Here is a 21,067-nt window from a genome sequence, read left to right on the forward strand (position 1 = left end):
GTCCGTCGCCGACCGAGGAGTCAGCAGCACAGTGAGCACTCCTGAGCATTCCGGGCCCGCCACCGCCGGGTCGCCCGCCCCGGGTGACCCGGAGCCGCGGGTGCCGTCCCAGCTCCTGCCGGAGGACCAGCCGCTGCCGGAGGGCCGGTCCCTGCCGGATGAGGGGTCCTCCCCGGAGGAGGGGTCGGCGGTCGTGGCGGCGCGGGAGGCGACCGGGCTGGGCAGGCTGGCCGCGACCGTGGAGCGGCTGCGCGACGAGATCCGGTCCGCGCAGGCTGCGGCCGACGGCCGGGCCCTGATCGAACTGGCCAAGGGGGTCCTCGTCGAGCGGCTGCGCTGCGGGCCCACCGCGGCCGCCCACCAGCTCGCCGCACTGGCCGAGGAGTCGGGTGTCTCGCTGCTGGAGCTGGCGGCGGACATCGTCAACCAGGCGGCGCGGGACCACGTCACCGACATCGCGACCACCTTCGTCCGGCGTACGAGCGGCGAGCCGGGCAGGGCGACGGACGACGACGGCGCATCGGTCGGTGTGCGGCTGCGGACGGCCGAGAGCGGCGCGCTCGCGGCGGGAGACACCCAGGCGGTCGCCGAGTCGCTGCTGGCCCACGCGCTGACGCCGCTGGGCGCCAACGCGGTGGCGGTGTGGACGGCGGGGCCGGACGGGTCGCTGACGCTGGCCGGGCACGCCGGTTTCCCCACCGACGAGGCGGGGCGCTGGCGTTACGTACCGCCGGGCGTGTCCACGCTGGCCCGTCAGGCGCTGAGCGAGCTACAGGCCGTGCGGGCCGCCTCCCAGCCGGCGGTGGGGCTGCCCTCCGTCGGCTGGACGCTCAACCCGGGTGGCGGGCGGATCGCCGTACCCGCCGGGACCGGTGGCCGTGTCCACGGCATCCTGGAGATCTGCTGGCCCGGCGCGCTGGAGCCGCAACCGCCGCAGATCGTGCGGCAGATCGAGGCCCTGGCGGAGCTGTGCGCCCACACCCTGGAGGGGCGGCCCGGTTCCACGACGGCTCTGGCCGCGGACACGCCGGCGACCCTGCCGGACCTGTCCGAGCTGGTGGACCTGGCGGAGGGCCTGTACGACCCGGCGCTGGTCCTCACCCCCTTCCTCGGGCCCGACGGCCGGCTCGCCGACTTCCGGATCCACCACGTCAACAGCCACTTCGCCGACCCGGCCGGGCGTCCCCGCGGCGCCGTGAACGGGGCGCTGCTGCTGGAGGCGTACCCCATGGCCATGGGGGGCAGCGAGCTGTTCGCCCGGATCGAGCGGGTGTACGCCACCGGTGAGCCGTTCCGTGCCCGGCGGATGACGCTGACCGCCCTGGTCGACCAGGTGCCCATCGCCGCCGTCGCGGACATCAGCGCCAGCCGGCACGGCAGCAGTGTGCTCCTGATCTGGCGGGTGGAGGACGAGGCGGCCCGGCTGGCCAACCTCCTCCAGCACGCCCAGCGCCTCGGCAGGATCGGCGGCTTCGAGGAGAACCTCGCGACGGGCCGGATCGTCTGGAACGACCAGCTGTTCGACCTGTACGGGCGTCCCCGGACCACCCGGCCCGTACCGCTCGACGAGCTCGCCGCGCACGCGCACCCGGACGACGCCGTGTCGATCGGGCGGTTCCTGCGCGCGGTGCTGCACCACCGGCGGCCGGCGTCGGCGGCCTTCCGCCTCCAGCGTGCCGACGGCGTCACCCGGCACATCCGGGTGGTCGCCGAGCCGGTCCTCGACGCCGACCACCGGCTGCTGGCGGTGCGCGGCGCCTACCAGGACATCTCGGCGCAGCACTGGACCGAGGTGGCGCTGGCGGCCACCCGCGACCAGCTCGCCCACACCGAGCAGCAGGCGGCCGAACGCAACCGGCTGACCCTGCAGTTGCAGCACGCCATCATGCCGCCCGCGCAGGCGCCGCTGGACAGTCCCGGGCTGCACATCGCCGTGCGCTACCGGCCGGCCGAGTCGGAGTCGATGGTGGGCGGCGACTGGTACGACGCCGTCGTGCTGCCCTCCAAGCAGGTGATGCTGTGCGTGGGCGACGTGGCCGGTCACGGCATGGAGGCCGCCACCAGCATGGTGGTGCTGCGCAACGCGATGCGCGGTCTCGCCATCACCGGTGCCGGGCCCGCCCAGTTGCTGTCCTGGCTGAACCTGGTGGCGCACTACCTCACCGAGCCGGTCACCGCCACGGCCGTGTGCGGGCTGTACGACCCGCACAAGGGCACCCTCCGCTGGGCGCGGGCGGGGCACCTCCCGCCGGTGCTGATCCGCGGGCAGAAGGCGACCACGCTGCGCACGGTCAGCGGCATACTGCTCGGGGCGCTGTCGGAGACCTCCTACGAGGAGGAGGAGCTCGCGATGGAGCCGGGCGACACGCTGCTGATGTACACGGACGGGCTGGTGGAGCGCCGGGACGAGTCGGTCCAGGACTCCCTGGCGCAGTTGCTGACCAACGCCCGGATACCGACCACCACGCTGGAGCAGCGGCTCGACGGCCTGCTGACGCACAGCAAGTCGGACACCGACGACGACACCTGTCTCATCGGTATCCAGGTCGTGTGACCGGCGCGGCACCGAGGAGGGCACATGTCCCGGCGACTGACAGACCTGTCGCGGAGCGGCACCGCGGAGTGCGTGCGCTCCGGGACTTCTCCGGGTACCGGGTCTCCGGGGGCCGGGTCTCCGGGGGCCGGATCTCAGGGGGCCGGGCGGGATGGTGCCGCCCAGGCCGCCCGGGAGGTCGTCGAACTGCTCGAGGTGCTGTGGAACAGGGGCGGGGAGGGGACCTCTCCCGCGCCGGTCTCCTCGTCGCAGCTGCGCGTGCTGTACGTCCTGGACCGGGACCGGCCCATCAACCTGCGCACGCTGGGCGACGTCCTGGGGTCGGCGCCGTCGTCCGTGAGCCGGATGTGCGACCGGCTCGACGCGCTCGGGCTGATCGAACGCTCCCCCAGTACCGCCAGCCGGCGGGAACTGGAGCTGCGGCTGACCGGCCGCGGCGAGAAGTACCTGCGCGACCTGCGCGCCCGGCGCGAGACCGCGCTGCTCGACGTCATCTCCGCCCTGTCCGCCGCGGAGTGCTCAGCGCTGGCGGCCGGGCTGAACGGCTTCCGGGCCGCCCTGGAGGACGGTGAGGCGCGGCAGGCGGCGGACGGCGGCGGTCCGGCGTCCGCCACCGCCCCCTGAGTCGCGGTCCGCCGAGTCCGCGGTCGCGTGAAGCCGGTTCCCTGAGTCAGGGGCCGGGTCCGGGGTCGGGGTGGGCGGCCCGGGTGATGCCCGCTCGGGCGGCTTCGAGCTGCGCGGCGAACGCGATGCCCAGGAAGAGCGCCACGCCGGTCACGTTGGCCCACAGCAGCAGGGCGACGAACGCGCTGAGGGGACCGTAGACGGCGCCGAACGATCCGCTCTCGTTGATGTAGAGGGCCAGCAGGGCGGTCGCGCCGACCCACAGGACCAGGTGGACGCCCGAGCCGAAGATGAGCCACGTGTAGCCGGGCTGGTCGCGCCGGGGCGCCCAGCGGAAGATGACGGCCGAGGCGACGGCGGCGAGGACGATCCCGGCCGGCAGGTGCAGGTGCTGCCACCAGGTGAGTGCGGACGGCGGCCAGTGCAGCGCCTCCACCACGGCCTCCCCGATCTCCCCGCCGGCGACGATGGCGAGGAACCCGCCGCCGAGCGGGAGCCCCGCGAACAGGGCGAGCAGCACGCCCCTGCCGTACTTCACGGGGAAGGGGCGGTCGCGCTCGATGCCGTAGATGCGGTTGCAGCCGCGTTCGATCTGTCCCATGGCCGAGGCGAGGTTGACGACCGCGAAGCCGAGGCCCAGCCACATCGCTACGGCTCCGGCGGTGTTCCCGCCGGCGCTGCGGCGCGTGTCGGAGAAGACCTGGCCCACCACTTCCCCGCTGACGCCCGGCACGATCCGGGCCAGGGCCAGCTCGATGGCGCGTCCCACGCTCTCGACGTGCGTGGTGGTGGCGATGCCGACCAGTGCGATGGTGAACGGCACGATGCCGAGCACCACCTGGTAGCCGAGACTGCGGGCGGAACTGAACCCGTCCGCGTAGCGGAACCGGGTGAAGGAGTCGGTGACGAGCTTCCGCCCTCCGTAGCGCCGGAGGGCGGAGTACGCCTCGTCGCCGGACAGTTCCTCACCGGCCATGTCCCGGGTCTGCGGTACGTGTACGACCGTCCCCATGCCCGTGATCGTCCGGGCTCAGTCCACGGTGAGCAAGCCGGCTCGCAGGCGCGCCAGGATGCGGGTGAGCAGGCGGGAGACGTGCATCTGGGAGACCCCGAGGCGCTCGCCGATCTGGGACTGGGTGAGCTCCTCGACGAAGCGCAGGTGCAGGATCTGGCGGTCGCGGTCGTCGAGCTCGTGGATGAGGGGGGCGAGGGACTGGAAGTTCTCGACCAGTTCCATGCCCGGGTCGTCCGCGCCGATGAAGTCGGCCAGGGCCGCGTCGTCGTCCTCGCCGCTGTTGATCGCGGCGTCGAGGGAGGTGGAGTTGTACCCGTTGGAGGCCAGCCGGGCCTCGATGACCTCGTCCTCCGAGAGGCTCATCAGGGCGGCCAGTTCGCTCACCTTGGGGGCGCGGCCGAGCCGGGTGCTCAGCTCCTCGGTGGCCTTGGCCAGCTCGACGCGGGCCTCCTGGAGGCGGCGCGGCACGTGCACGGCCCACGAGGTGTCGCGGAAGAACCGCTTGATCTCGCCGACGATGTACGGCACGGCGAAGGTCGGGAACTCCACCTCGCGGGAGAGCTCGAACCGGTCGATCGCCTTGATCAGGCCGATCATGCCGACCTGGACGATGTCCTCCATCTGGTCGCCGCGGCTGCGGAAGCGGCCGGCGGCGTACCGGACGAGCGACATGTTCATCTCGATGAGGGTGTTGCGTGCGTACTGGTACTCCGGCGTGCCCTCTTCGAGGACCGCGAGCTTGTCGAAGAACATCTTCGACAGGGCGCGAGCGTCCTTCGGCGCCAGGCTCTCCGGAGCGGTCACCTCCGGCAGCTCCGCGACACCGGTCTTCGTGCCCGCGCCCATCGCCACAGCGGTCGTCATTGCCCTGTCCCCTCCCACGTGAACGGCCGCTCGGAGCGGCCACATGTTGATCTCTGGCGAGCCAGTGATCAGCGCGTACCCCGGTTCATGCATCTCATGCACACAAATTTTTATCCGGTCGGCGTTTTTTTCCGGGACGGCCTCCAAGGGGACCGCAGGGCGCCGCGGGACGCGGTCACAGGAAGCGTCTGATGGGCGTGACGGCCGCTTCGAGGACGCGGTCGAGGACGGGCCGGCGCCGCCAGCGGGTCGGCGTGACGGGCAGGCTGCGGGCGAGGTCCTCGTCGAAGTCCCGGTCGAGGGTGGCGGTGAAGGACTCGTCGAGCACGGCGAGCATCACCTCTTCGTCGTGGTCCATCGAGCGCCGGTTGAAGTTGGTGGATCCGATCAGGGACGCCACGTCGTCCACCGTGATGATCTTGGCGTGCATCATGGTGGGCTCGTACTGACGGATCTCGACGCCCGCCGCGAGCAGGTCGCTGTAGTGGCGTTGTCCCGCCAGCTGGCTGGCTCGCTGGTCGGTGTGCTCGCCGGGCAGCAGGATCTGCACGGTCACCCCGCGCCGGGCGGTGGCGCAGAGCAGGTCGGCGAAGTACTCGTCGGGGGCGAAGTAGGCGGTGGCCAGGCGGAAGCGCTTCTGGGCGGAGGTGAGCATGACCCGGATGAGGGTCTGCATGTCCTGCCACCCGATGCTGGCGGACCCGCGCACCACCTGGACGATCGCGTCTCCGTGCTGGGTGTGTTCGGTGAAGCGGTCCCGGGAGTCGAACAGTTCCGTGTGGCATTCCGCCCAGTTCTGCGCGAACGCGGCGGCGATGCCGTCGACGGCGGGGCCGCGCACCTGGACGTGCGTGTCCCGCCACTCGCCGGGGTTGCGGGCGTCGCCGCACCACTCCTGGGCGATGCCCACCCCACCCGTGAACGCGGTGTGCTCGTCGACGATCAGGGCCTTGCGGTGACAGCGGTGGTTCTGCTTGAGCGGTGAGAGCCACAGGGGCTTGCGGAACCAGGCCACGTCGACGCCTGCGGCCTCCATGTCGTCGAGGAGGCCGGTCTCTATCTGCCGGGCGCCGAAGCCGTCGAGCAGCAGCCGGACGCGTACGCCGTGCCGGGCTCGGTCGGCGAGGGCGCCGGCGAACTCGCGGGCGATGTCCCCCTGCCAGTAGACGAAGGTCATCATGTCGATGGTGTGCTCGGCGCCGCGGATGGCCCGCAGCATGGCGGGGAAGATCTCGTCGCCGTTGCGCAGCCGGAGGAGTTCGTTGCCCTCGGTGGCGGCGGCTCCGATCAGCCGTTCCAGGCGCCGGCGCAGGCGCTGCTTCTGTTCCTGGGCGGACATGGCGGACATCGGTGGCGCGGCCAGGTCAGCGGGTTCACCGGGTCTGATGGGGTCACTGACATGCATGCTGCTCGCTCCAGGCTCGCGGCGGACTCGCGTCCGCGTCCGTTCCGACGAAGCTCCACATTCCCTGTCGGGGGTGTTCCACTCCGGGGAGTCCCGCTTCGAGGCGTCCGCTGCGAGGTGGCCGCCGCGAGGGTCCGCGCGGCGGGGGTCGCCGGCTCACCCCGCGAGGGCGTCGCCGACCGTGTCGTACAGCGGGATGGCCGCGGTGAGACCCACCAGCTCGATGAGCCGGAGCACCGAGGGCTGGGGGTTCGCCAGGCGGAGCCAGCCCCCTTCCGCCCGCGCGTCCCGCTGGACCCGGAGGAAGGCGTTGACTCCGGAGGAGTCCATGAAGGTCAGGTCGGAAAGGTCCAGCAGCAGGCGGTGGACGCCCTCCGCCCGGACGGACCCGACCGCCTCGTCGAACAGGGGCACCCCGTCGTAGTCGAGTTCCCCTCTGACCGTCAGGACCCCGACACCTGCCGGACGCACCTCGATGCCGACCCGCACCCCGGACTGTTCCATTTCCCGCCTTCTCCTCAAGCCCGCCCTCGGTACCCCTCGCGGAGGCACCACCGCTGCTGCCGCCCGGCGCCGTCAGTCCACGACGAGGCAGGCCCGTACGCGCTTCCCGTCGGGCAGCGGCTCCACGTCCACGCTCGCGCACAGGGCAAGGACGATCTCCAGTCCGTGCTGTCCCACCCGCCCCGGGTCGGGCGCGTGGGCGGTGGGTGCCGCCCGGTACGCGTCCGACACCGAGATCTCCAGCATCCCGCCCGCCAGCTCGAGGTCGACCCGGCAGGGCCCGGCCGCGTGCCGGACGACGTTGGTCACGAGTTCGCTGACCACCAGGCGTGCGTCCTCGACGGTCCGGGGCCGGATGTCCGTCCCCTCGTCCGCCCTGGCCCGCAGGAACGCCGCGGTGAAGTCCCTGGCCGACCCGATGGCGTCCCCGAGGTCGGTGTAGACCGTCGAGGCGGACGCCCCCGGCCCTGCCACAGGCGAACCTCCCCGCTCTTCGTCCTGGTGGACCGCCCGGTCCGTTCTCGTCGCCTCGAGGGAGGCCGTGCCGTCACTCTGCATACAAGCTGCCCCCCATGGCGCTCCGGTTCCCTTCCCGCTGCCTTTCCCCCGTACCCCTGTCCCGAATCCGGCGGGACACACACCGCGGCGGGGTCTGCTGGAACCGGATGATGACGGGCCGCCCGCCCGCGCGCAAATTCGCCCCGTCCCGCACGGGCGGGACAGGGCCCCCGCGGAGGCCGACGTCGTGCACAGCCCGTCCCTTTCACGGTCCACGCACTCGCTCCGCGCCACGGTGCCACGCCGTGGACGAAGGCGGTGGCGACGGACATAAAGAAGGGCAAGGAGGTGATCCCTCTCCTTGCCACTCTCAATGTATAGCGCACGGGGGGCCTTGCGGCAAGGCCCCGGTGGTGCCGCAGTATTACCCGTCCAAGGCCATGAACTGGGAAAACGGGGAGCCACCGCATGCGCGTTCTGTTGTCGACGTACGGGTCTCGTGGGGATGTCGAACCGCTGGCGGGGCTGGCGGTGCACCTGCGGGAGCTCGGCGCCGAGGTGCGGGTGTGCGCGCCGCCGGACGAGGACTTCGCCCGGCGGCTGGCCGGTGTGGGGGTGACGATGGTGCCGGTCGGCCGGTCGGCGCGCGCGCTGACGACGGCGGGCTCGGCGCCCGCGTCGCTGCCCGAGCGCGCCGCCGAACTGATCGCCTCGCAGTTCGAGGCGGTCACCGCCGCTGCGGAGGGCTGCGACCTGGTGGTGTCGACCGGCGCGATGCCGGCCGCGGCCGGAGCGCGGTCGGTGGCCGAGAGCCTGGGCATCCCGTCCGTGGCCCTGACCTTCCAGCAGCTCACCCTGCCGTCGCCGCACCGCAGGCCGCTGGCGTACCCGGGGCGGCCGTTCCCGCCGGAGGTGACCGACAACCGGGAGCTGTGGGAGCTGGACGCGCGGAACATCCACGAACTGTTCGGCCCCGCGCTCAACCTCCACCGCGCGGCGGTCGGTCTGGCGCCGGTGGACAGCGTTCGTGACCACGTCTTCGGCGACCGGCCGTGGCTGGCGACGGACCCGGTGCTGGATCCGTGGCAGGAGACGCCGGGACTGGACGTCGTCCAGACCGGTGCGTGGATCGTGCCCGACGTGCAGCCGCTCCCGGCCGACCTGATGGCGTTCCTGGACGCCGGCACTCCCCCGGTGTACGTGGGCTTCGGCAGCATGCCGATGCACGGTGCGGCGGACGTCGCCCAGGTGGCCATCGGGACGATCCGCGCGCTGGGCCGCCGCGCGGTGGTGGCCCGCGGCTGGGCGGATCTCGACCTGATCGACGACGGGGACGACTGCTTCGTCGTCGGCGAGGTCAACCAGCAGGCGCTGTTCCCCCGGACCGCCGCCGTCGTGCACCACGGTGGCGCCGGCACCACGACGACGGCCACCCGGGCCGGCACGCCCCAGGTCGTCGTCCCCCAGCTCGCGGACCAGCCGTACTGGGCGGGCAGGGTGGCCGACCTCGGTGTCGGCGTGGCGCACGACGGTCCCGTCCCGACGGCGGAGTCGCTGTCCGCCGCGCTCAGGACCGCCCTCGCGCCCGAGACGCGTGCCCGGGCGACCGCGGTCGCCGGGATGGTCCGGCCCGACGGGGCGACGGTGGCCGCGCGGCTGCTGCTCGACACGGTCCGCGACGGACGGCCGCCCCTGCGCGGGTGACCCACCGGGGCCCGCCCGGACGGTGCGCCCTTGAACCACCGCGCTCGAACCGCACACCCGCACCCGCACCCCGCACCACCTGGTGGCCCGGACCGGCGACGGCCACCAGTTTCACCACGCCCGTCCGGGCGCCCGGCCGCGCGCCGCTTCAGCGCGAGCGGCCCAGATCGGAGCTGATGACGTGAACCCCCTGACCACCAGCGCTTTCGACCTTCCCGACCGTCTCGACGCCAAGGCCGACCCGGCGCTGATCGCCGACGACGAGCGGCACTTCGCCGCCATCGCGGAGTGCCTGGAGGAGTCGATCGCCGAGCTGACGGGCCGCCTCGACGCCGAGCGCCGAGCACCCGGCGGCATGGGCCGGCAGGCGATGGACCGGGACGCGGAGATCCACCGGCTGACCAGCCGTCTGCGCACCCTGCGCCGCTTCGGACTGGACCTGTGCCTCGGGCACATGGTCGGCGCGGACGACGCCGAGCCCGTGTACGTCGGGCGCCTCGGTCTGACCGACAGCACGGGGCGACGGCTGCTCGTCGACTGGCGCTCCCCCGCGGCCGAGCCGTTCTTCGGCGCCACGCACGCCAACCCGATGGGCCTGGCCAGCCGCCGGCGGTACCGCTGGACCCGCGGCCGGATCAGCGACTACTGGGACGAGGTCTTCACCGAGGGCGGGTTCGCCGGACACGCCGCGCTCGACGACCAGTCCGCCTTCATCGCCAGTCTGGGCGGCGACCGGTCGCCGCGGATGCGGGACGTCCTCGGCACCATCCAGGCCGACCAGGACGCCATCATCCGCGCCGGGTCCCGTGGCGCGCTGGTCGTCGACGGCGGCCCCGGTACGGGCAAGACCGTCGTGGCGCTGCACCGCTCCGCCTACCTCCTGTACTCCGACCCCCGGCTCGGGCACCGGCGGGGCGGCGTGCTGTTCGTCGGGCCGCACGAGCCCTACCTGGGGTACGTCGCGGACGTGCTGCCCAGCCTCGGGGAGGAGGGCGTGCAGACCTGCACGCTGCGGGACCTCGTCCCGGAGGGGGCCGCGGCCACGGAGGAGGCGGACCCGGAGGTGGCCCGCCTGAAGTCGTCGGCGGCCCTGGTGAAGGCGATCGAGACGGCCGTCAGGTTCTACGAGGAGCCGCCCGCCAAGGGGATGACCGTCACGACGCACTGGTCCGGCGTACGGCTGGAGCCCGACGACTGGGCAGCGGCGTTCGACGCGGCGGAACCCGGCACTCCGCACAACGAGGCGCGTGACCAGGTCTGGGAGGAACTGCTCACGATCATCGTGGACAAGCACGGCGACGACGTCCCGCCCGAGCAGCTGCGCAGGTCCCTGCCGCGCAACCGGGAGCTCGCCGCGGCCTTCAACGGCGCGTGGCCGCTGCTGGAGGCGACCGACCTCGTCGGCGACCTGTGGACCGTGCCCGCCTACCTGCGCATGTGCGCGCCCTGGCTCGGCCCCGACGAGGTGCGGGCGCTCCAGCGCGCGGACGCCCAGGCCTGGACGGTGTCCGACCTGCCCCTGCTGGACGCCGCGCGGCAGCGGCTCGGCGACCCGGAGGCGTTCCGGCGCAAGCGCCGGCACCGGGCCGTCATGGCCGCCCAGCGCGAACGGATGGAGCAGGTCGTCGACAACCTCGTCAACGCCGTGGCCGACTCCGGCGCCGACGGTGACGACGGCGAGGGCCTGGTCACCATGTTGCGCGGCCAGGACGCCCGGGTCAGCCTGGCCGACGAGTCCGAGGTGCCGGTCGCCGACCCCGACGTGCTGGCCGGACCGTTCGCACACGTCGTCGTGGACGAGGCGCAGGAACTCACCGACGCGCAGTGGCAGATGCTGCTGCTGCGGTGCCCCTCGCGGAGCTTCACCATCGTCGGGGACCGCGCCCAGGCCCGGCACGGGTTCACGGAGTCGTGGCGGGAGCGGCTGGAGCGGGTCGGCTTCGACCGGATCGAGCAGGCGTCGCTGAGCGTCAACTACCGGACGCCGGAGGAGATCATGGCGGAGGCGGAGCCGGTCATCCGGGCCGTGCTCCCGGACGCCAACGTGCCGGTCTCCATCCGCGGCGGCGGCCTGCCCGTCGTGCACGGAGACGTGTCGGAGCGGGACACGATCCTGGACGACTGGCTCGCCGCGCATCCCGAGGGGGTCGCGTGCGTCATCGGCGATCCGTCCTTCCGGTCGACGGCACGGGTGCGGTCGCTGGCCCCGGAGCTGACGAAGGGGCTCGAGTTCGACCTGGTCGTCCTCGTCGACCCGGAAGCGTTCGGGACGGGCGTCGGGGGCGCGGTGGACCGGTACGTCGCGATGACCCGCGCGACCCGCCGGCTCGTCGTCCTGACCAGCTCCTGACGGGTCGCCGGCCTCCGCTAGGGAGTGTCTTCAAAGTAGCGTCGTCCGCCCGGAGGGCGGGGCCGGCGGCGTCATGGGGGTCCCCCCGCGCGAGCGCAGCCGAGCGTGCGTGCCAGGAGTCGCCGGGCAGACGGGACTTTGAAGACACGACCTAGAGACCGAAGACCGCCGGGTCGGCGGCGAGTTCCCGGAACCGGTCGCGGGGGTCCGGCACCAGCTTGCGCCGCTCGAGGTCCATCAGGCCGCCGACCCCGGACACCTCGGCTGCCACCGTGCCGTCCGCCGTGCGGATCGTCTGCTCGATACGGAAGGTCTTGCCCTCGCCCCACAGGAAGGCACAGGTGACCGAGACCTCGTCACCCGCCCGCAGCTCGCGCCGGTAGCGCACGGTGACCTCCAGCGCCACCGGTCCGATGTTCCGCTCCAGGAGGTCCGCCTGCCGGATGCCGCCCTGCTGGAGGAACGACCAGCGTGCGTGCTCGGCGTACTGGAGGTAGACGGCCTGGTTGAGGTGGCCCTGGGTGTCGGTCTCGTATCCGCGCACCACGACGGGCACGGAGAACGGCTCGGTCACGCTGATCCTCTCGACGACGGCGCCGGTTGAGCGCCTGATCACCATGACAACCGAATCGGGGGTGCCGGGCATTCCGTGGCGGTCCCGTGGTGGTCCCCGTGGTGGTCACGGTGTGCGGCGTCGGGCGTGAGAGGACGGACGCGAGGGGCGGGGTGTGGGGGGCGGGCCGGACGTCGCGCGCGTGCCGGCGGCCCGCCCCCTTCGCCGGGTCAGGTGTGGCAGGAGGTGAACTCGGCGCCGGTCTGGGCCAGGTAGATGCTGGCGCGGCCCTGCGCGTCGCTCTTGAGCGGGACGGTGACGGTGTCGGTCACCTTCCAGGGGTAGCCGTTGGCGTCGAAGGTCCATTCACCGGTGACCTTCGTCGCCAGCTCCGAGAGCGCCACCCATCCGTAGTGCCGGGCCGGGACGGTGATCATCAGGCTGTTGCCGAGGTCCTGGCGGAGGTCGTAGCTGACCTGGCCGGAGAGGGTGAGGCTGACGCTGGTCTGGACCGGGCTCGGCCCGCCGGTGCCCAGGGTCGAGGTGAAGGACACCCCGAGCTGGCTCGACCAGCCGGTGGAGGTGTTCAGCGAGAACGTCCACGGTACGGGCGCCTCGGTGCCGTTGAACCAGACGGGGGACACGCACTGCTTGGGCAGCGGCTCGGCGGGGGCCTGGGAGCCCTTCGTCCACGAGCAGGTCGTCGCGTCCTTCTGGCAGCGCTTGGACGCGTGGTCGACGGCCGCCCGGAGCGCGGCGCCGGCCGCCTGCGACGGGATGCGCCACTGCTGCGCCCTGCTGCCGTTGCAGCCGTAGGTCTGCGTCCACGCGTCGTCGTTCTGGGCGCCGAGGACGACGTCGAGGCACTTGTTGTCACCGGCGTTGCGGATCATGAACGTGTCGGCGGCGCCGCGTACGGGCTGGAAGTACCAGCGCTGGCTCGAGGCGCCGCTGCAGGACTGCTGCCTGAGCGGGAAGCCGATCGCGGCGCACTTGCCGGTGGTGCCGTTGACGAGGTTGAACGATCCGTCGGCCTGGGTGACGGCGTTCCACTTCTGGTGGTACCCGGGTGCGGAGTTGGTGACGAGGAAGACCCCGTCGCCGGTGTTGCCGTTCTGCACGTCCAGGTTGCGGCCGCTGTTGACGGACGTCAGGGTCAGGCCGTCGAGACCGGACGCGCCGGCGGCCCCGGCGGCGTCGGTCGCGCGCGGTTGGCCGGTGGCCTGTGCGGTGCCGGTTCCGGCGGCCAGGCCGAGGACGGCGCAGAGCGAGGCGATGAGCACGGCGAAGGTTCTGGGTAAGCCGCGGTGTCCGAACGGAGACATGTCAGAACAACCCCCTTGTCCGATCGGTCCGATCGGGTCGCATCGGACCCGGTCAGAGCGTTGCGTACGCGTGGCGAACGGTAGGCACACTATCGCCGCGGGTGACGTTCCGGGGATCGACTTCCGGCTGACTCGGGCGGCCCGCTGTCCGGAAAGGCGCGGGATGGCGCGGGGTTGATCCGTGCTCGATGGGCGATGCGCGATCGGTCCAGCGACCTCCCGGGGGCGGGGGTGACCGGCCGTGCCCCCGCCCGGGTGGTGTCTCAGTCGGCCGTGTGGGGGCGGGCCGGGGCGGGCGCGGTGCGGTGGCGGGGGGCGGCCTGGCGCGGTGGCCGGGTCAGGGTGATCTGCCGGACGAGTTGCTGGAAGCAGGCCAGCGCGGCGACGGCGGGCAGGCCCGCGGCGACGGCGTCGAGCGGGGTGCGGGGCGCCTGGGCGACGCACAGCAGCATGGCGATGGTCGAGAACAGGACGACGGCGGACCACGAGTGGGTGGCCCGGCGCCGGTGGAAGGCGGCGCGGAGGATGGACAGGGAAGCGACCAGCCACGGGCCGTACACGAGCAGGGGCCACCACCGGAGTACGGCGTCGGAGGCCCGGGGCCCGGTGGCGTTGCGGAGCAGGGGGCCGTACGTGACCATGCCGCCGTAGACGCTGACCATGGCGACGATGACGGCGGTCAGGGCGGCGATCAGGATGCTGCCGGTCCGCAGCAGGGTGATGACCCGCTTCTTGGCGGGTACGCGGCGATGGCTCACGCCGGGAGGGCGCACCGGCGGGAGCTCGGCGGTGACCGGCTGGAGGTCCTCCAGGAGGTCGTCGTCGTGCGCGGCCGGGGTGTCGGCCGGGGCGGCGGACGGGGTGGTGGGGGGCGGGACGATCCACTGCCGGGACGGGTCGGTCTCCAGCAGCAGATTGACCAGTTCCTCGTCCCACGAGGGGTCCGGTGTGTCCCAGGAGGGATCCGGTGTGCCGGACGAGGGACGCGCCGGTCGCGCCGGCCTGCCGCCGACCGGCTGGTAGTCGTATTCATACATCCCGGGCCCGTCCTGCATTTTCTCCGCGGCGGACCGTGGAGGGTTCCGCCGCGTGGAACTCCGCCTGGATCCGGCTCATTGTCATCAGGAAGTCCTCCAGCGCCGAGGACGAGTAGTGCAGATCGATGCACTCCGTCCCGTGACGCAGAGTCGCCCCCTTGCCCGCGGTCGACGCGGCGAAGCCCGGCGTGAATGTCCACTTGCCCGCCCGGGTGGCCCCGGTGCGGTTGTACCGACTGTCTCCGGCGAGGTTCCGGGGGAACGACGTACTCACCTGCGCTGTGGTCATATTCCCCCTAACGCCACAGATCGCGATCCAGGTGTGCGTCATCAGAGTGACAACGCTGGGGCATTCGGGTGCCTTTGCGGGCGGTTTATCGCTCCGATGGCGAGTTGCCGACATCGGAGTGACTCCATGCCGTTCGGGCCGTCCGCCCGCGCCCGCCAACGAATGATCGTCAATGGGCCGCCCTTTCCGGCCACCGCATATCCGAACGCCTTTCGCGGAATTCGGAAGCGCAATGGCACGGCGACATGAGTGATCATCGGGCGAGCGGGTCGGCGCGGTGGGGCCGGACGGGTCCGGCGGTCCCGCGCGCGGCGAAAGCGCGTACATCGGCGTCCGGGTCCACGGTGGCGGTCGCGAGCGCGGCGCGGGCCCGGTCGTCGGCGCGGTGCCGCAGGAGGCTCAGCACCACGGCCTTGCGTACGTCGGCGTTGGCGTCGCCCAGGGCCTCCGCCAGGACCGGGACGGCGATCTCCGGCTCCGCCGCGCCGAGGGCCGTCGCCGCGCCGGCGCGGGGGCGCCACGCCTCGTCGGAGAGGGCCGTGACGGCGGCGTCCGCGAGGACGGGCGGGCAGCCGGCCGAGCCCAGGGCCTCGAACGCGGCGCCGCGCACGAGGCCGTCGGCGTCGTGCGCCAGGACCGCCAGCGTGTCGAGGACACCGCCCGCCTGCGGTGCCGTCACGGCCACGAGGCCCTTCGCCGTCGCGACACGTACCTCGCGGTCGGCGTCACGGGCGGCCGTGGCCAGTGCCGCGACCGCGTCGACCGACACCAGCGCGCGGACCGTCTCGACGCGCACCGCCCGGTCGGGGTCGGCCAGGCCGGGCGCGTACAGGGCGGCGTCGCCCAGGCGCAGGGAACGCAGCACGGTCACCGCCGCGGTGCGGACCGCCGGGTCGGCCGAGGACAGCGCGGTCACCAGGGGGTGCCGCAGCTCCGGTCCGGGCGGCAGGGTCTCCACCAGTTCGCGCAGCGAGTCCGCCGCGGCGCCCCGCACGCCCGCGTCGTCGTCCGCGAGCGCCCGCGCCAGCGCCGGGCCCGTGCCCTCGGGCGCGGCCTCCGTCAGGGTGGCGACGGCGGCGCGGCGGACGGCGGGATCGGCGTCGTCGAGGTACGGCGTGAACGCCTCCAGCCGGGGCTGCTCGTCGGCGAGGGCCACGAGCTCCAGGATCCGCGGGGAGGCAAAGGCGGCGGCGGTGTCCTCGTGGCGTACCGGCGTTGCGGCGACCCGGGAACCGGCCGGCGCGGCCTGGCGGGAACCGGCGGTCGCCACCTGTTCCAGGGCGACCTCCCCGAGGTGCCGGGACGGTCCTCCGGTGGGTGCGTACTCGTCGACCGGCACCAGGTACGGCGCGACCGGGCGGGCCGTGAACTCCATCGCCCCGGACGCCGACTTGCGCAGGTCCAGGTGGTGCAGCCAGTCCTCGTCGTCCCTCCGGGGGTGGTCGGTGCGCTCGTGGTAGAGGCCCCAGCGCGACTCGGTCCTGGCCAGCGACGCGCGGGCGGCCATCTCGGCGCAGTCGCGGATGAAGCGCACCTCGGCGCAGCGCATCAACTCGTGCGGGGTGGTGGCACCCATGGCGGCGATCTCGGTGCGCATCCGCTCGAAGTGCTCCACCGCGAGCGACAGCCGCGCCCCCGACTTGGGCGGGGCGACGTAGTCGTTGACGAAGCGGCGCAGCTTGTACTCGACCTGTGGCTGCGGTGGCCCGTCCGGGTGGCGCAGCGGGCGGTAGATCAGCTCGTGGGCCTCCCGCAGTTGCGCGGTGGGCAGTTCGTCCGCGTGGGTGCGGTACCGGGAGGCGTCCTCGCCGGCCAGGTCCCCGAAGACGAACGCGCCGATCATGTAGTTGTGCGGGACGCAGGCCAGGTCGCCGGCCGCGTACAGCCGGGGCACGGTGGTGCGGGCGTGGTCGTCGACCCGCACGCCGGAGGCGGAGTGGCCGCCGCACAGGCCGATCTCGGAGATGTGCATCTCGATGTCGTGGGTGCGGTAGTCGTGGCCGCGGTTGGCGTGGAAGGTGCCGCGCGTGGGGCGTTCGGTGGTGTGGAGGATGCCTTCCAGGGCGGCCACCGACTCCTCGGGGAGGTGGCTCAGCTTCAGGTACACCGGGCCGCGGTCGGAGGCGAGTTCGCCGGCGAACTCGGCCATCATCGCGCCGGACCAGTAGTCCGAGTCGACGAACCTCTCGCCGTGCCGGTTGACCTGGTAGCCGCCGAACGGGTTGGCCACGTAGGCGCAGGCGGGGCCGTTGTAGTCCTTGATGAGCGGGTTGATCTGGAAGCACTCGATGCCGGTGAGCTCGGCGCCGGCGTGGTACGCCATCGCGTAGCCGTCACCGGCGTTGGTGGGGTTCTCGTACGTGCCGTACAGGTAGCCCGACGCGGGCAGGCCGAGCCGTCCCGCCGCGCCGGTCGCGAGGATCACCGCCCCGGCCCGTACGGTGACGAAGGCTCCGGTGCGGGTGTGGAACCCGGCCGCGCCGACCGCCCGGCCGTCGGCGCCGGTGAGGACGCGCACCGGCATGACCCGGTTCTCGATGCGGATGCGTTCGCGCATCTCGCGACGTCGCAACTGCCGGTAGAGGACCTTCTTGACGTCCTTGCCCTCCGGCATGGGCAGGACGTACGAGCCGGAGCGGTGGACCTGGCGGACGGCGTACTCGCCGTGCTCGTCCTTCTCGAACTTCACGCCGTACCGCTCCAGGCGCTGCACCATCGCGAAACCGAGCGTGGCGGTCTGCCGGACGGTGGACTGGTCGACGACGCCGTCGTTGGCGCGGGTGATCTCGGCGACGTAGTCGTCGGGTTCGGCCCGGCCGGGGACGACGGCGTTGTTGACCCCGTCCATGCCCATGGCGAGGGCGCCGGAGTGGCGGACGTGCGCCTTCTCCAGGAGCAGGACGTCCGAGCCGTGCTCGGCGGCCGTGAGGGCCGCCATCGTGCCGGCCGTGCCGCCGCCGATGACGAGGACGTCGCAGGAGAGTTCCTCCGCGTCCGTGAGGGAGGGGATGTGCATGGTGCGTGCCTCTCAGGTGCGGAGGGATTCGAGGACGGCGCGGCGCAGGGCGCCGGTGGCGGGGTCGCTGCCGCCGTCGCGGTCACGGGGGCGCGGTACGGGCAGGACCCGGCCGGTGCCGAGGAGCGCCACCCGGTCGCCGAGGTGGATCGCCTCCTCCACGTCGTGGGTGACGAAGACGACGGTCGCCCCGGTGCCGCGCAGGACGTCGGTGAGCAGCCGCTGCATCCCGGCGCGGGTCTGGGCGTCCAGGGCGCCGAAGGGCTCGTCCATCAGCACGGCGCGCGGCCGCCCGGCCAGCGCGCGGGCCAGTTGTACGCGCTGGCGCTGGCCGCCCGAGATCCGGTGCGGGTACGCGCCGGTGTGCGCCGAGAGCCCGACGCGCTCCAGCCAGTCCTCGGCGGCGGCCCGCCGCCCGGCCCTCGGCACGCCCCGGATCGCCAGGGGCAGTTCGACGTTGCCGCGTACGGTCCGCCAGGGGAGCAGGGCGTCCTCCTGGAACACCAGCGCCCGGTCGGCCCCGGGGCCGGTGACGGGCCGCTCGTCCACGGTGACGGATCCGCCGAGGGCGGGGAGCAGTCCGGCGAGGGTGCGCAGCAGCGTCGACTTGCCGCACCCGGACGGGCCGACGACGGTCAGGACCTCCCCCGGTTCGACGTCGAGGTCGATGCCGTCGACGACGGCCGTTCCGGCGTGGCCCAGCACCGCGCCCCGGAGGGCGAGCCGGGCGCCGTGCGGGGACGAGGCCGTCGCGGTGGCGGTGTCGGTGTCGGTGTCGGTGTCCATGCTCGTCGCGGTCATGGTGTGTGTCCTCCTCGTACCGGTACGGGGGCGGGGACCGTGGGCGCGTCCGGCGCGGGGACGGGCGGTGCCGCCGCTCCGGGGCGTGCCGGTGCCGGGGTCCGCCGGGCCGGACGCCGTACGGAGGGCGCGGGGCCGCCGGTGGCCGGCCGGGGCAGCCACCGGGTCAGCCGGCGTCCGAGCACCTCCACCGCCGTCGAGGTCAGCCACCCGAGCAGGCCGATGGTCGCCATGCCGACGAACACACCCGGGTAGTCGACGACCGTGTAGTCCTGCCAGGTGCGGTAGCCGACCCCGTACTCGCCGGAGATCATCTCCGCGGAGATCACACAGATCCAGGAGACACCGACGCCGACGGACAGGCCGCCGAAGACGCCCGGCAGCGCTCCGGGCAGGACGACCGACGCGAGGACGCGCCACCGCCCGCCGCCCATCGTGCGGACCGCTTCCTCCCAGACGGGGGCGAGCGCGCGGACGGCGTGCCGGGTGGAGACCAGGACGGGGAAGAACGCCGCCGTGAAGGTGATGAAGACGATGCCCTGCTCGTTGCTCGGGAACAACAGGATCGCCACCGGCACCAGGGCGATCGCCGGGATGGGCCGCAGCACTTCGAGCACCGGCCCGACGAGGTCGGCGGCGAGCCGTGAGCGGGCGATCGCCGTGCCGACGGCCAGGCCGGCGACCGCGGCCAGGAGGAACCCGGTGACGACGCGGGTGAGGCTGTGCCCGAGGTCCTGCCAGTACGCGTCGGTGCCGAGCCGCTGCCCGAGGGCGCGGGCCACGTCCGTCACCGTCGGGAACTGCTCGAACCGCAGCCACACGTTGACGTCGTACGCGGTCAGCAGCTGCCACACCACCAGGGCGGCGAGGGGCGACAGCATCCGCAGGACGCGCCGGCGGGCCGTCATGACGCGCCCCGCAGCGCCTGGTCGTACGGGACGGTCCGCGCGCCGGGGTGCCCGGCGGTGTAAGCGTCGGCGGCCGACGCGGTGACGAACGGCAACCGCTTCGTCCCGTCCGCCACCCACACCGCCTTGTCGGCGAACCACGACGTCCCGGTCGTGGTGTCGGGGACGTACGCGGCGCGCACCGTGTCGCCGGCGGCGGCCACGGCGCCGAGCAGCGCCGTCGGGGACGCGAACGACCGGGTGGTGCCGTCCTTGAACCACACCTCGGCGCGTGACGTGGGCGCGCCGGCGGCCAGGGCCCTGGGGTAGGCGGGGCCGTACGCGCGTTTCAGGTACCGGTCGTCGACGAAGGCGTCCACGTCGACGTCGCGCACCAGTCCCGCCGAGGCGAGCACCGGCACGTCCTTCTTCAGGGCGTCCACCAGGGCGGGCTTGAGGGTCGGGTCGAAGGTGGCGATGCCGTGGGCGCCGTTGTAGAGGTACACCACCTCGGCCGGCAGTCCGGTGGCGCGGGCCACCGACTCCGCCGCCGCGACGGGCTCGGCCCGCAGGTGCTCGGTGGCCCGTATCTGCGCCCGCAGGAAGGCCTCCAGCACCGCGGGCCGCTCTTCGGCGAAGCGCTCGCGCACGGTGACGCCGTGGAAGGTCGGCAGGTTCAGGGCCGCCCCGTCGTACAGGGCCCGCGCGCGGCCCTGGTGGGCGAGCAGTCCGGGCCAGGCGACGAACTGGGACAGCGCGTCGGCGCTGCCGGACCGGAGGGCCGAAGCGCCCACGGACGGCTGCTGGTTGAGCTTGCGGACGTCCTTCTCCGGGTCGATCCCGGCGCGTTCCAGTGCGCGTACGAGCGTCCCGTCGGCGGCCGAGCCCACCGAGGTCGACACCTTCTTGCCGCGCAGGTCGTTCAGGGTGCGCAGCTTCGAGCCGGGCGCCGTCACGATGGTGTTGAGGCCGCCGCGCGGGTTGTAGCCGGTGACGGAGACCAGCCGGGTCGGCCGGTCGAGCTGTTCGCCGCGGGCGGCGTTGATCAGGAGGGGGAAGTCCCCCATCGAGCCGATGTCGATCTTGTCGGCGGTCATCTGGGCGGTGATCGGCGCTCCGGTGGCGTAGTCCTGCCACCGCACCCGGTACGTGGTGCCGTCCTCGGCGCCCCGGGCCTTCAGCTCCTGCTCGAAGTAGCCCAGCTCGCGGAGCAGGGTGCCGGCGGTGACCGTGTTGATGGTCTTGGACTGGTAGCCGACGGTGACGGTGACGGTGCCGTCGTCGTCCCCGGCGTTCGCGTCGCCGCCGCATCCGGTGACGAGGGTGGCGGTGAGGGCCGTGGCGAGGAGGACGGTGGTGGGGATCGCGCGTTTCATGGTGGGTCCGGCCTCTCAGCGCAGCAGGTAGGGCATGTTGACCTCGACGGCACCGGTGGGGCACCGGGCGGCGCACGGGCCGCAGTACCAGCACTCGTCGACGTGCATGTACGCCTTGCCGCTGTCGGGGTTGATCGCGAGCGAGTCGAGCGGGCACATGTCGACGCACAGGGTGCAGCCGTCGATGCACTTCGACTCGTCGATGGTCACGGGCACGTCGGCACGCTGGGGCGCCAGGGGCATGGCTGTCTCCAGAGGAGGCGGT

Annotated in this window: 17 protein-coding genes; 4 read left to right on the plus strand and 13 right to left on the minus strand. The window is 73.2% G+C overall.

Annotated elements, in window-relative coordinates:
- The first annotated feature begins 31 nt into the window (after window positions 1–31).
- Complete coding sequence (locus EIZ62_RS01705) at window positions 32–2,554, plus strand: SpoIIE family protein phosphatase (protein ID WP_156690936.1); 2,523 nt, start codon at window positions 32–34, stop codon at window positions 2,552–2,554.
- A gap of 195 nt (window positions 2,555–2,749) precedes the next feature.
- A complete protein-coding gene (locus EIZ62_RS01710) occupies window positions 2,750–3,178 on the plus strand; it encodes a MarR family transcriptional regulator (RefSeq protein WP_244375363.1) in 429 nt (142 codons plus the stop codon).
- 46 nt (window positions 3,179–3,224) lie between these two features.
- Here the strand turns inward: EIZ62_RS01710 and EIZ62_RS01715 are convergent, their stop codons facing one another.
- From EIZ62_RS01715 to EIZ62_RS01735, 5 genes are all read right to left on the minus strand, one after another.
- Window positions 3,225–4,190 (minus strand): YihY/virulence factor BrkB family protein, encoded by a 966-nt coding sequence (locus EIZ62_RS01715; RefSeq protein ID WP_156690938.1) that lies wholly within the window; start codon window positions 4,188–4,190, stop codon window positions 3,225–3,227.
- Window positions 4,191–4,208: 18 nt separating this feature from the next.
- Entirely contained in the window at window positions 4,209–5,057 is an 849-nt protein-coding gene (locus tag EIZ62_RS01720) for an RNA polymerase sigma factor SigF (protein ID WP_167536315.1), read from the minus strand.
- Between the two features lie 175 nt (window positions 5,058–5,232).
- The gene (locus tag EIZ62_RS01725) at window positions 5,233–6,405 is read right to left on the minus strand and encodes a phospholipase D-like domain-containing protein (RefSeq protein WP_156696146.1); all 1,173 of its coding nucleotides are present in this window, start codon (window positions 6,403–6,405) and stop codon (window positions 5,233–5,235) included.
- Between the two features lie 213 nt (window positions 6,406–6,618).
- The gene (locus EIZ62_RS01730) at window positions 6,619–6,966 is read right to left on the minus strand and encodes an STAS domain-containing protein (protein WP_156690939.1); all 348 of its coding nucleotides are present in this window, start codon (window positions 6,964–6,966) and stop codon (window positions 6,619–6,621) included.
- Window positions 6,967–7,038: 72 nt separating this feature from the next.
- Complete coding sequence (locus tag EIZ62_RS01735; protein WP_244375365.1) at window positions 7,039–7,440, minus strand: ATP-binding protein; 402 nt, start codon at window positions 7,438–7,440, stop codon at window positions 7,039–7,041.
- Window positions 7,441–7,932: 492 nt separating this feature from the next.
- On the opposite strand from EIZ62_RS01735, the gene EIZ62_RS01740 reads away from it, so the two are divergent.
- Together EIZ62_RS01740 and helR are read left to right on the plus strand one after the other, a co-directional pair.
- Window positions 7,933–9,168 (plus strand): glycosyltransferase, encoded by a 1,236-nt coding sequence (locus EIZ62_RS01740; protein WP_156690941.1) that lies wholly within the window; start codon window positions 7,933–7,935, stop codon window positions 9,166–9,168.
- A gap of 181 nt (window positions 9,169–9,349) precedes the next feature.
- Complete coding sequence (gene helR, locus EIZ62_RS01745; RefSeq protein WP_156690942.1) at window positions 9,350–11,518, plus strand: RNA polymerase recycling motor ATPase HelR; 2,169 nt, start codon at window positions 9,350–9,352, stop codon at window positions 11,516–11,518.
- 151 nt (window positions 11,519–11,669) lie between these two features.
- Here helR and EIZ62_RS01750 read toward each other — a convergent pair whose 3' ends face one another.
- The 8 genes from EIZ62_RS01750 to EIZ62_RS01785 all read right to left on the minus strand — a co-directional run bounded on the left by EIZ62_RS01750 (window position 11,670) and on the right by EIZ62_RS01785 (window position 21,045).
- Window positions 11,670–12,092 carry an acyl-CoA thioesterase gene (locus tag EIZ62_RS01750; RefSeq protein ID WP_156690943.1) on the minus strand — a complete coding sequence of 141 codons (423 nt, stop codon included), beginning with the start codon at window positions 12,090–12,092 and terminating at the stop codon, window positions 11,670–11,672.
- Window positions 12,093–12,301: 209 nt separating this feature from the next.
- A complete protein-coding gene (locus tag EIZ62_RS01755; RefSeq protein ID WP_156690944.1) occupies window positions 12,302–13,396 on the minus strand; it encodes an RICIN domain-containing protein in 1,095 nt (364 codons plus the stop codon).
- A 263-nt stretch (window positions 13,397–13,659) separates the two neighbouring features.
- Window positions 13,660–14,433: a DUF2637 domain-containing protein gene (locus EIZ62_RS32680; RefSeq protein WP_156690945.1), complete on the minus strand. Its 774-nt coding sequence runs from the start codon at window positions 14,431–14,433 to the stop codon at window positions 13,660–13,662.
- 542 nt (window positions 14,434–14,975) lie between these two features.
- Window positions 14,976–17,738 carry a fumarate reductase/succinate dehydrogenase flavoprotein subunit gene (locus EIZ62_RS01765; protein ID WP_156690946.1) on the minus strand — a complete coding sequence of 921 codons (2,763 nt, stop codon included), beginning with the start codon at window positions 17,736–17,738 and terminating at the stop codon, window positions 14,976–14,978.
- A gap of 12 nt (window positions 17,739–17,750) precedes the next feature.
- The gene (locus EIZ62_RS01770) at window positions 17,751–18,524 is read right to left on the minus strand and encodes an ABC transporter ATP-binding protein (protein WP_156696147.1); all 774 of its coding nucleotides are present in this window, start codon (window positions 18,522–18,524) and stop codon (window positions 17,751–17,753) included.
- 11 nt (window positions 18,525–18,535) lie between these two features.
- Window positions 18,536–19,447, minus strand: coding sequence for an ABC transporter permease (locus tag EIZ62_RS01775; protein ID WP_156690947.1), 912 nt, complete (start codon window positions 19,445–19,447; stop codon window positions 18,536–18,538).
- Window positions 19,444–20,802 (minus strand): ABC transporter substrate-binding protein, encoded by a 1,359-nt coding sequence (locus EIZ62_RS01780; RefSeq protein WP_156690948.1) that lies wholly within the window; start codon window positions 20,800–20,802, stop codon window positions 19,444–19,446. The genes EIZ62_RS01775 and EIZ62_RS01780 overlap by 4 nt, the downstream gene beginning before the upstream one ends.
- Before the next feature lie 15 nt (window positions 20,803–20,817).
- Entirely contained in the window at window positions 20,818–21,045 is a 228-nt protein-coding gene (locus EIZ62_RS01785) for a 4Fe-4S dicluster domain-containing protein (RefSeq protein ID WP_064067780.1), read from the minus strand.
- Window positions 21,046–21,067 lie beyond the last annotated feature (22 nt).

The organism is Streptomyces ficellus, assembly GCF_009739905.1.
Taxonomy (GTDB): Bacteria; Actinomycetota; Actinomycetes; order Streptomycetales; family Streptomycetaceae; genus Streptomyces; species Streptomyces ficellus_A.

What these genes read in the sequence shown, in the direction of transcription:
- EIZ62_RS01780 (WP_156690948.1), bottom strand. Translation starts at nt 20,802, where the DNA reads ATGAAACGCGCGATCCCCACCACCGTCCTCCTCGCCACGGCCCTCACC.
- EIZ62_RS32680 (WP_156690945.1), bottom strand. Translation starts at nt 14,433, where the DNA reads ATGTATGAATACGACTACCAGCCGGTCGGCGGCAGGCCGGCGCGACCG.
- EIZ62_RS01785 (WP_064067780.1), bottom strand. Translation starts at nt 21,045, where the DNA reads ATGCCCCTGGCGCCCCAGCGTGCCGACGTGCCCGTGACCATCGACGAG.
- EIZ62_RS01755 (WP_156690944.1), bottom strand. Translation starts at nt 13,396, where the DNA reads ATGTCTCCGTTCGGACACCGCGGCTTACCCAGAACCTTCGCCGTGCTC.
- EIZ62_RS01725 (WP_156696146.1), bottom strand. Translation starts at nt 6,405, where the DNA reads ATGTCCGCCATGTCCGCCCAGGAACAGAAGCAGCGCCTGCGCCGGCGC.
- EIZ62_RS01765 (WP_156690946.1), bottom strand. Translation starts at nt 17,738, where the DNA reads ATGCACATCCCCTCCCTCACGGACGCGGAGGAACTCTCCTGCGACGTC.
- EIZ62_RS01715 (WP_156690938.1), bottom strand. Translation starts at nt 4,190, where the DNA reads ATGGGGACGGTCGTACACGTACCGCAGACCCGGGACATGGCCGGTGAG.
- EIZ62_RS01740 (WP_156690941.1), top strand. Translation starts at nt 7,933, where the DNA reads ATGCGCGTTCTGTTGTCGACGTACGGGTCTCGTGGGGATGTCGAACCG.
- EIZ62_RS01775 (WP_156690947.1), bottom strand. Translation starts at nt 19,447, where the DNA reads ATGACGGCCCGCCGGCGCGTCCTGCGGATGCTGTCGCCCCTCGCCGCC.
- EIZ62_RS01720 (WP_167536315.1), bottom strand. Translation starts at nt 5,057, where the DNA reads ATGACGACCGCTGTGGCGATGGGCGCGGGCACGAAGACCGGTGTCGCG.
- EIZ62_RS01730 (WP_156690939.1), bottom strand. Translation starts at nt 6,966, where the DNA reads ATGGAACAGTCCGGGGTGCGGGTCGGCATCGAGGTGCGTCCGGCAGGT.
- EIZ62_RS01770 (WP_156696147.1), bottom strand. Translation starts at nt 18,524, where the DNA reads ATGGACACCGACACCGACACCGACACCGCCACCGCGACGGCCTCGTCC.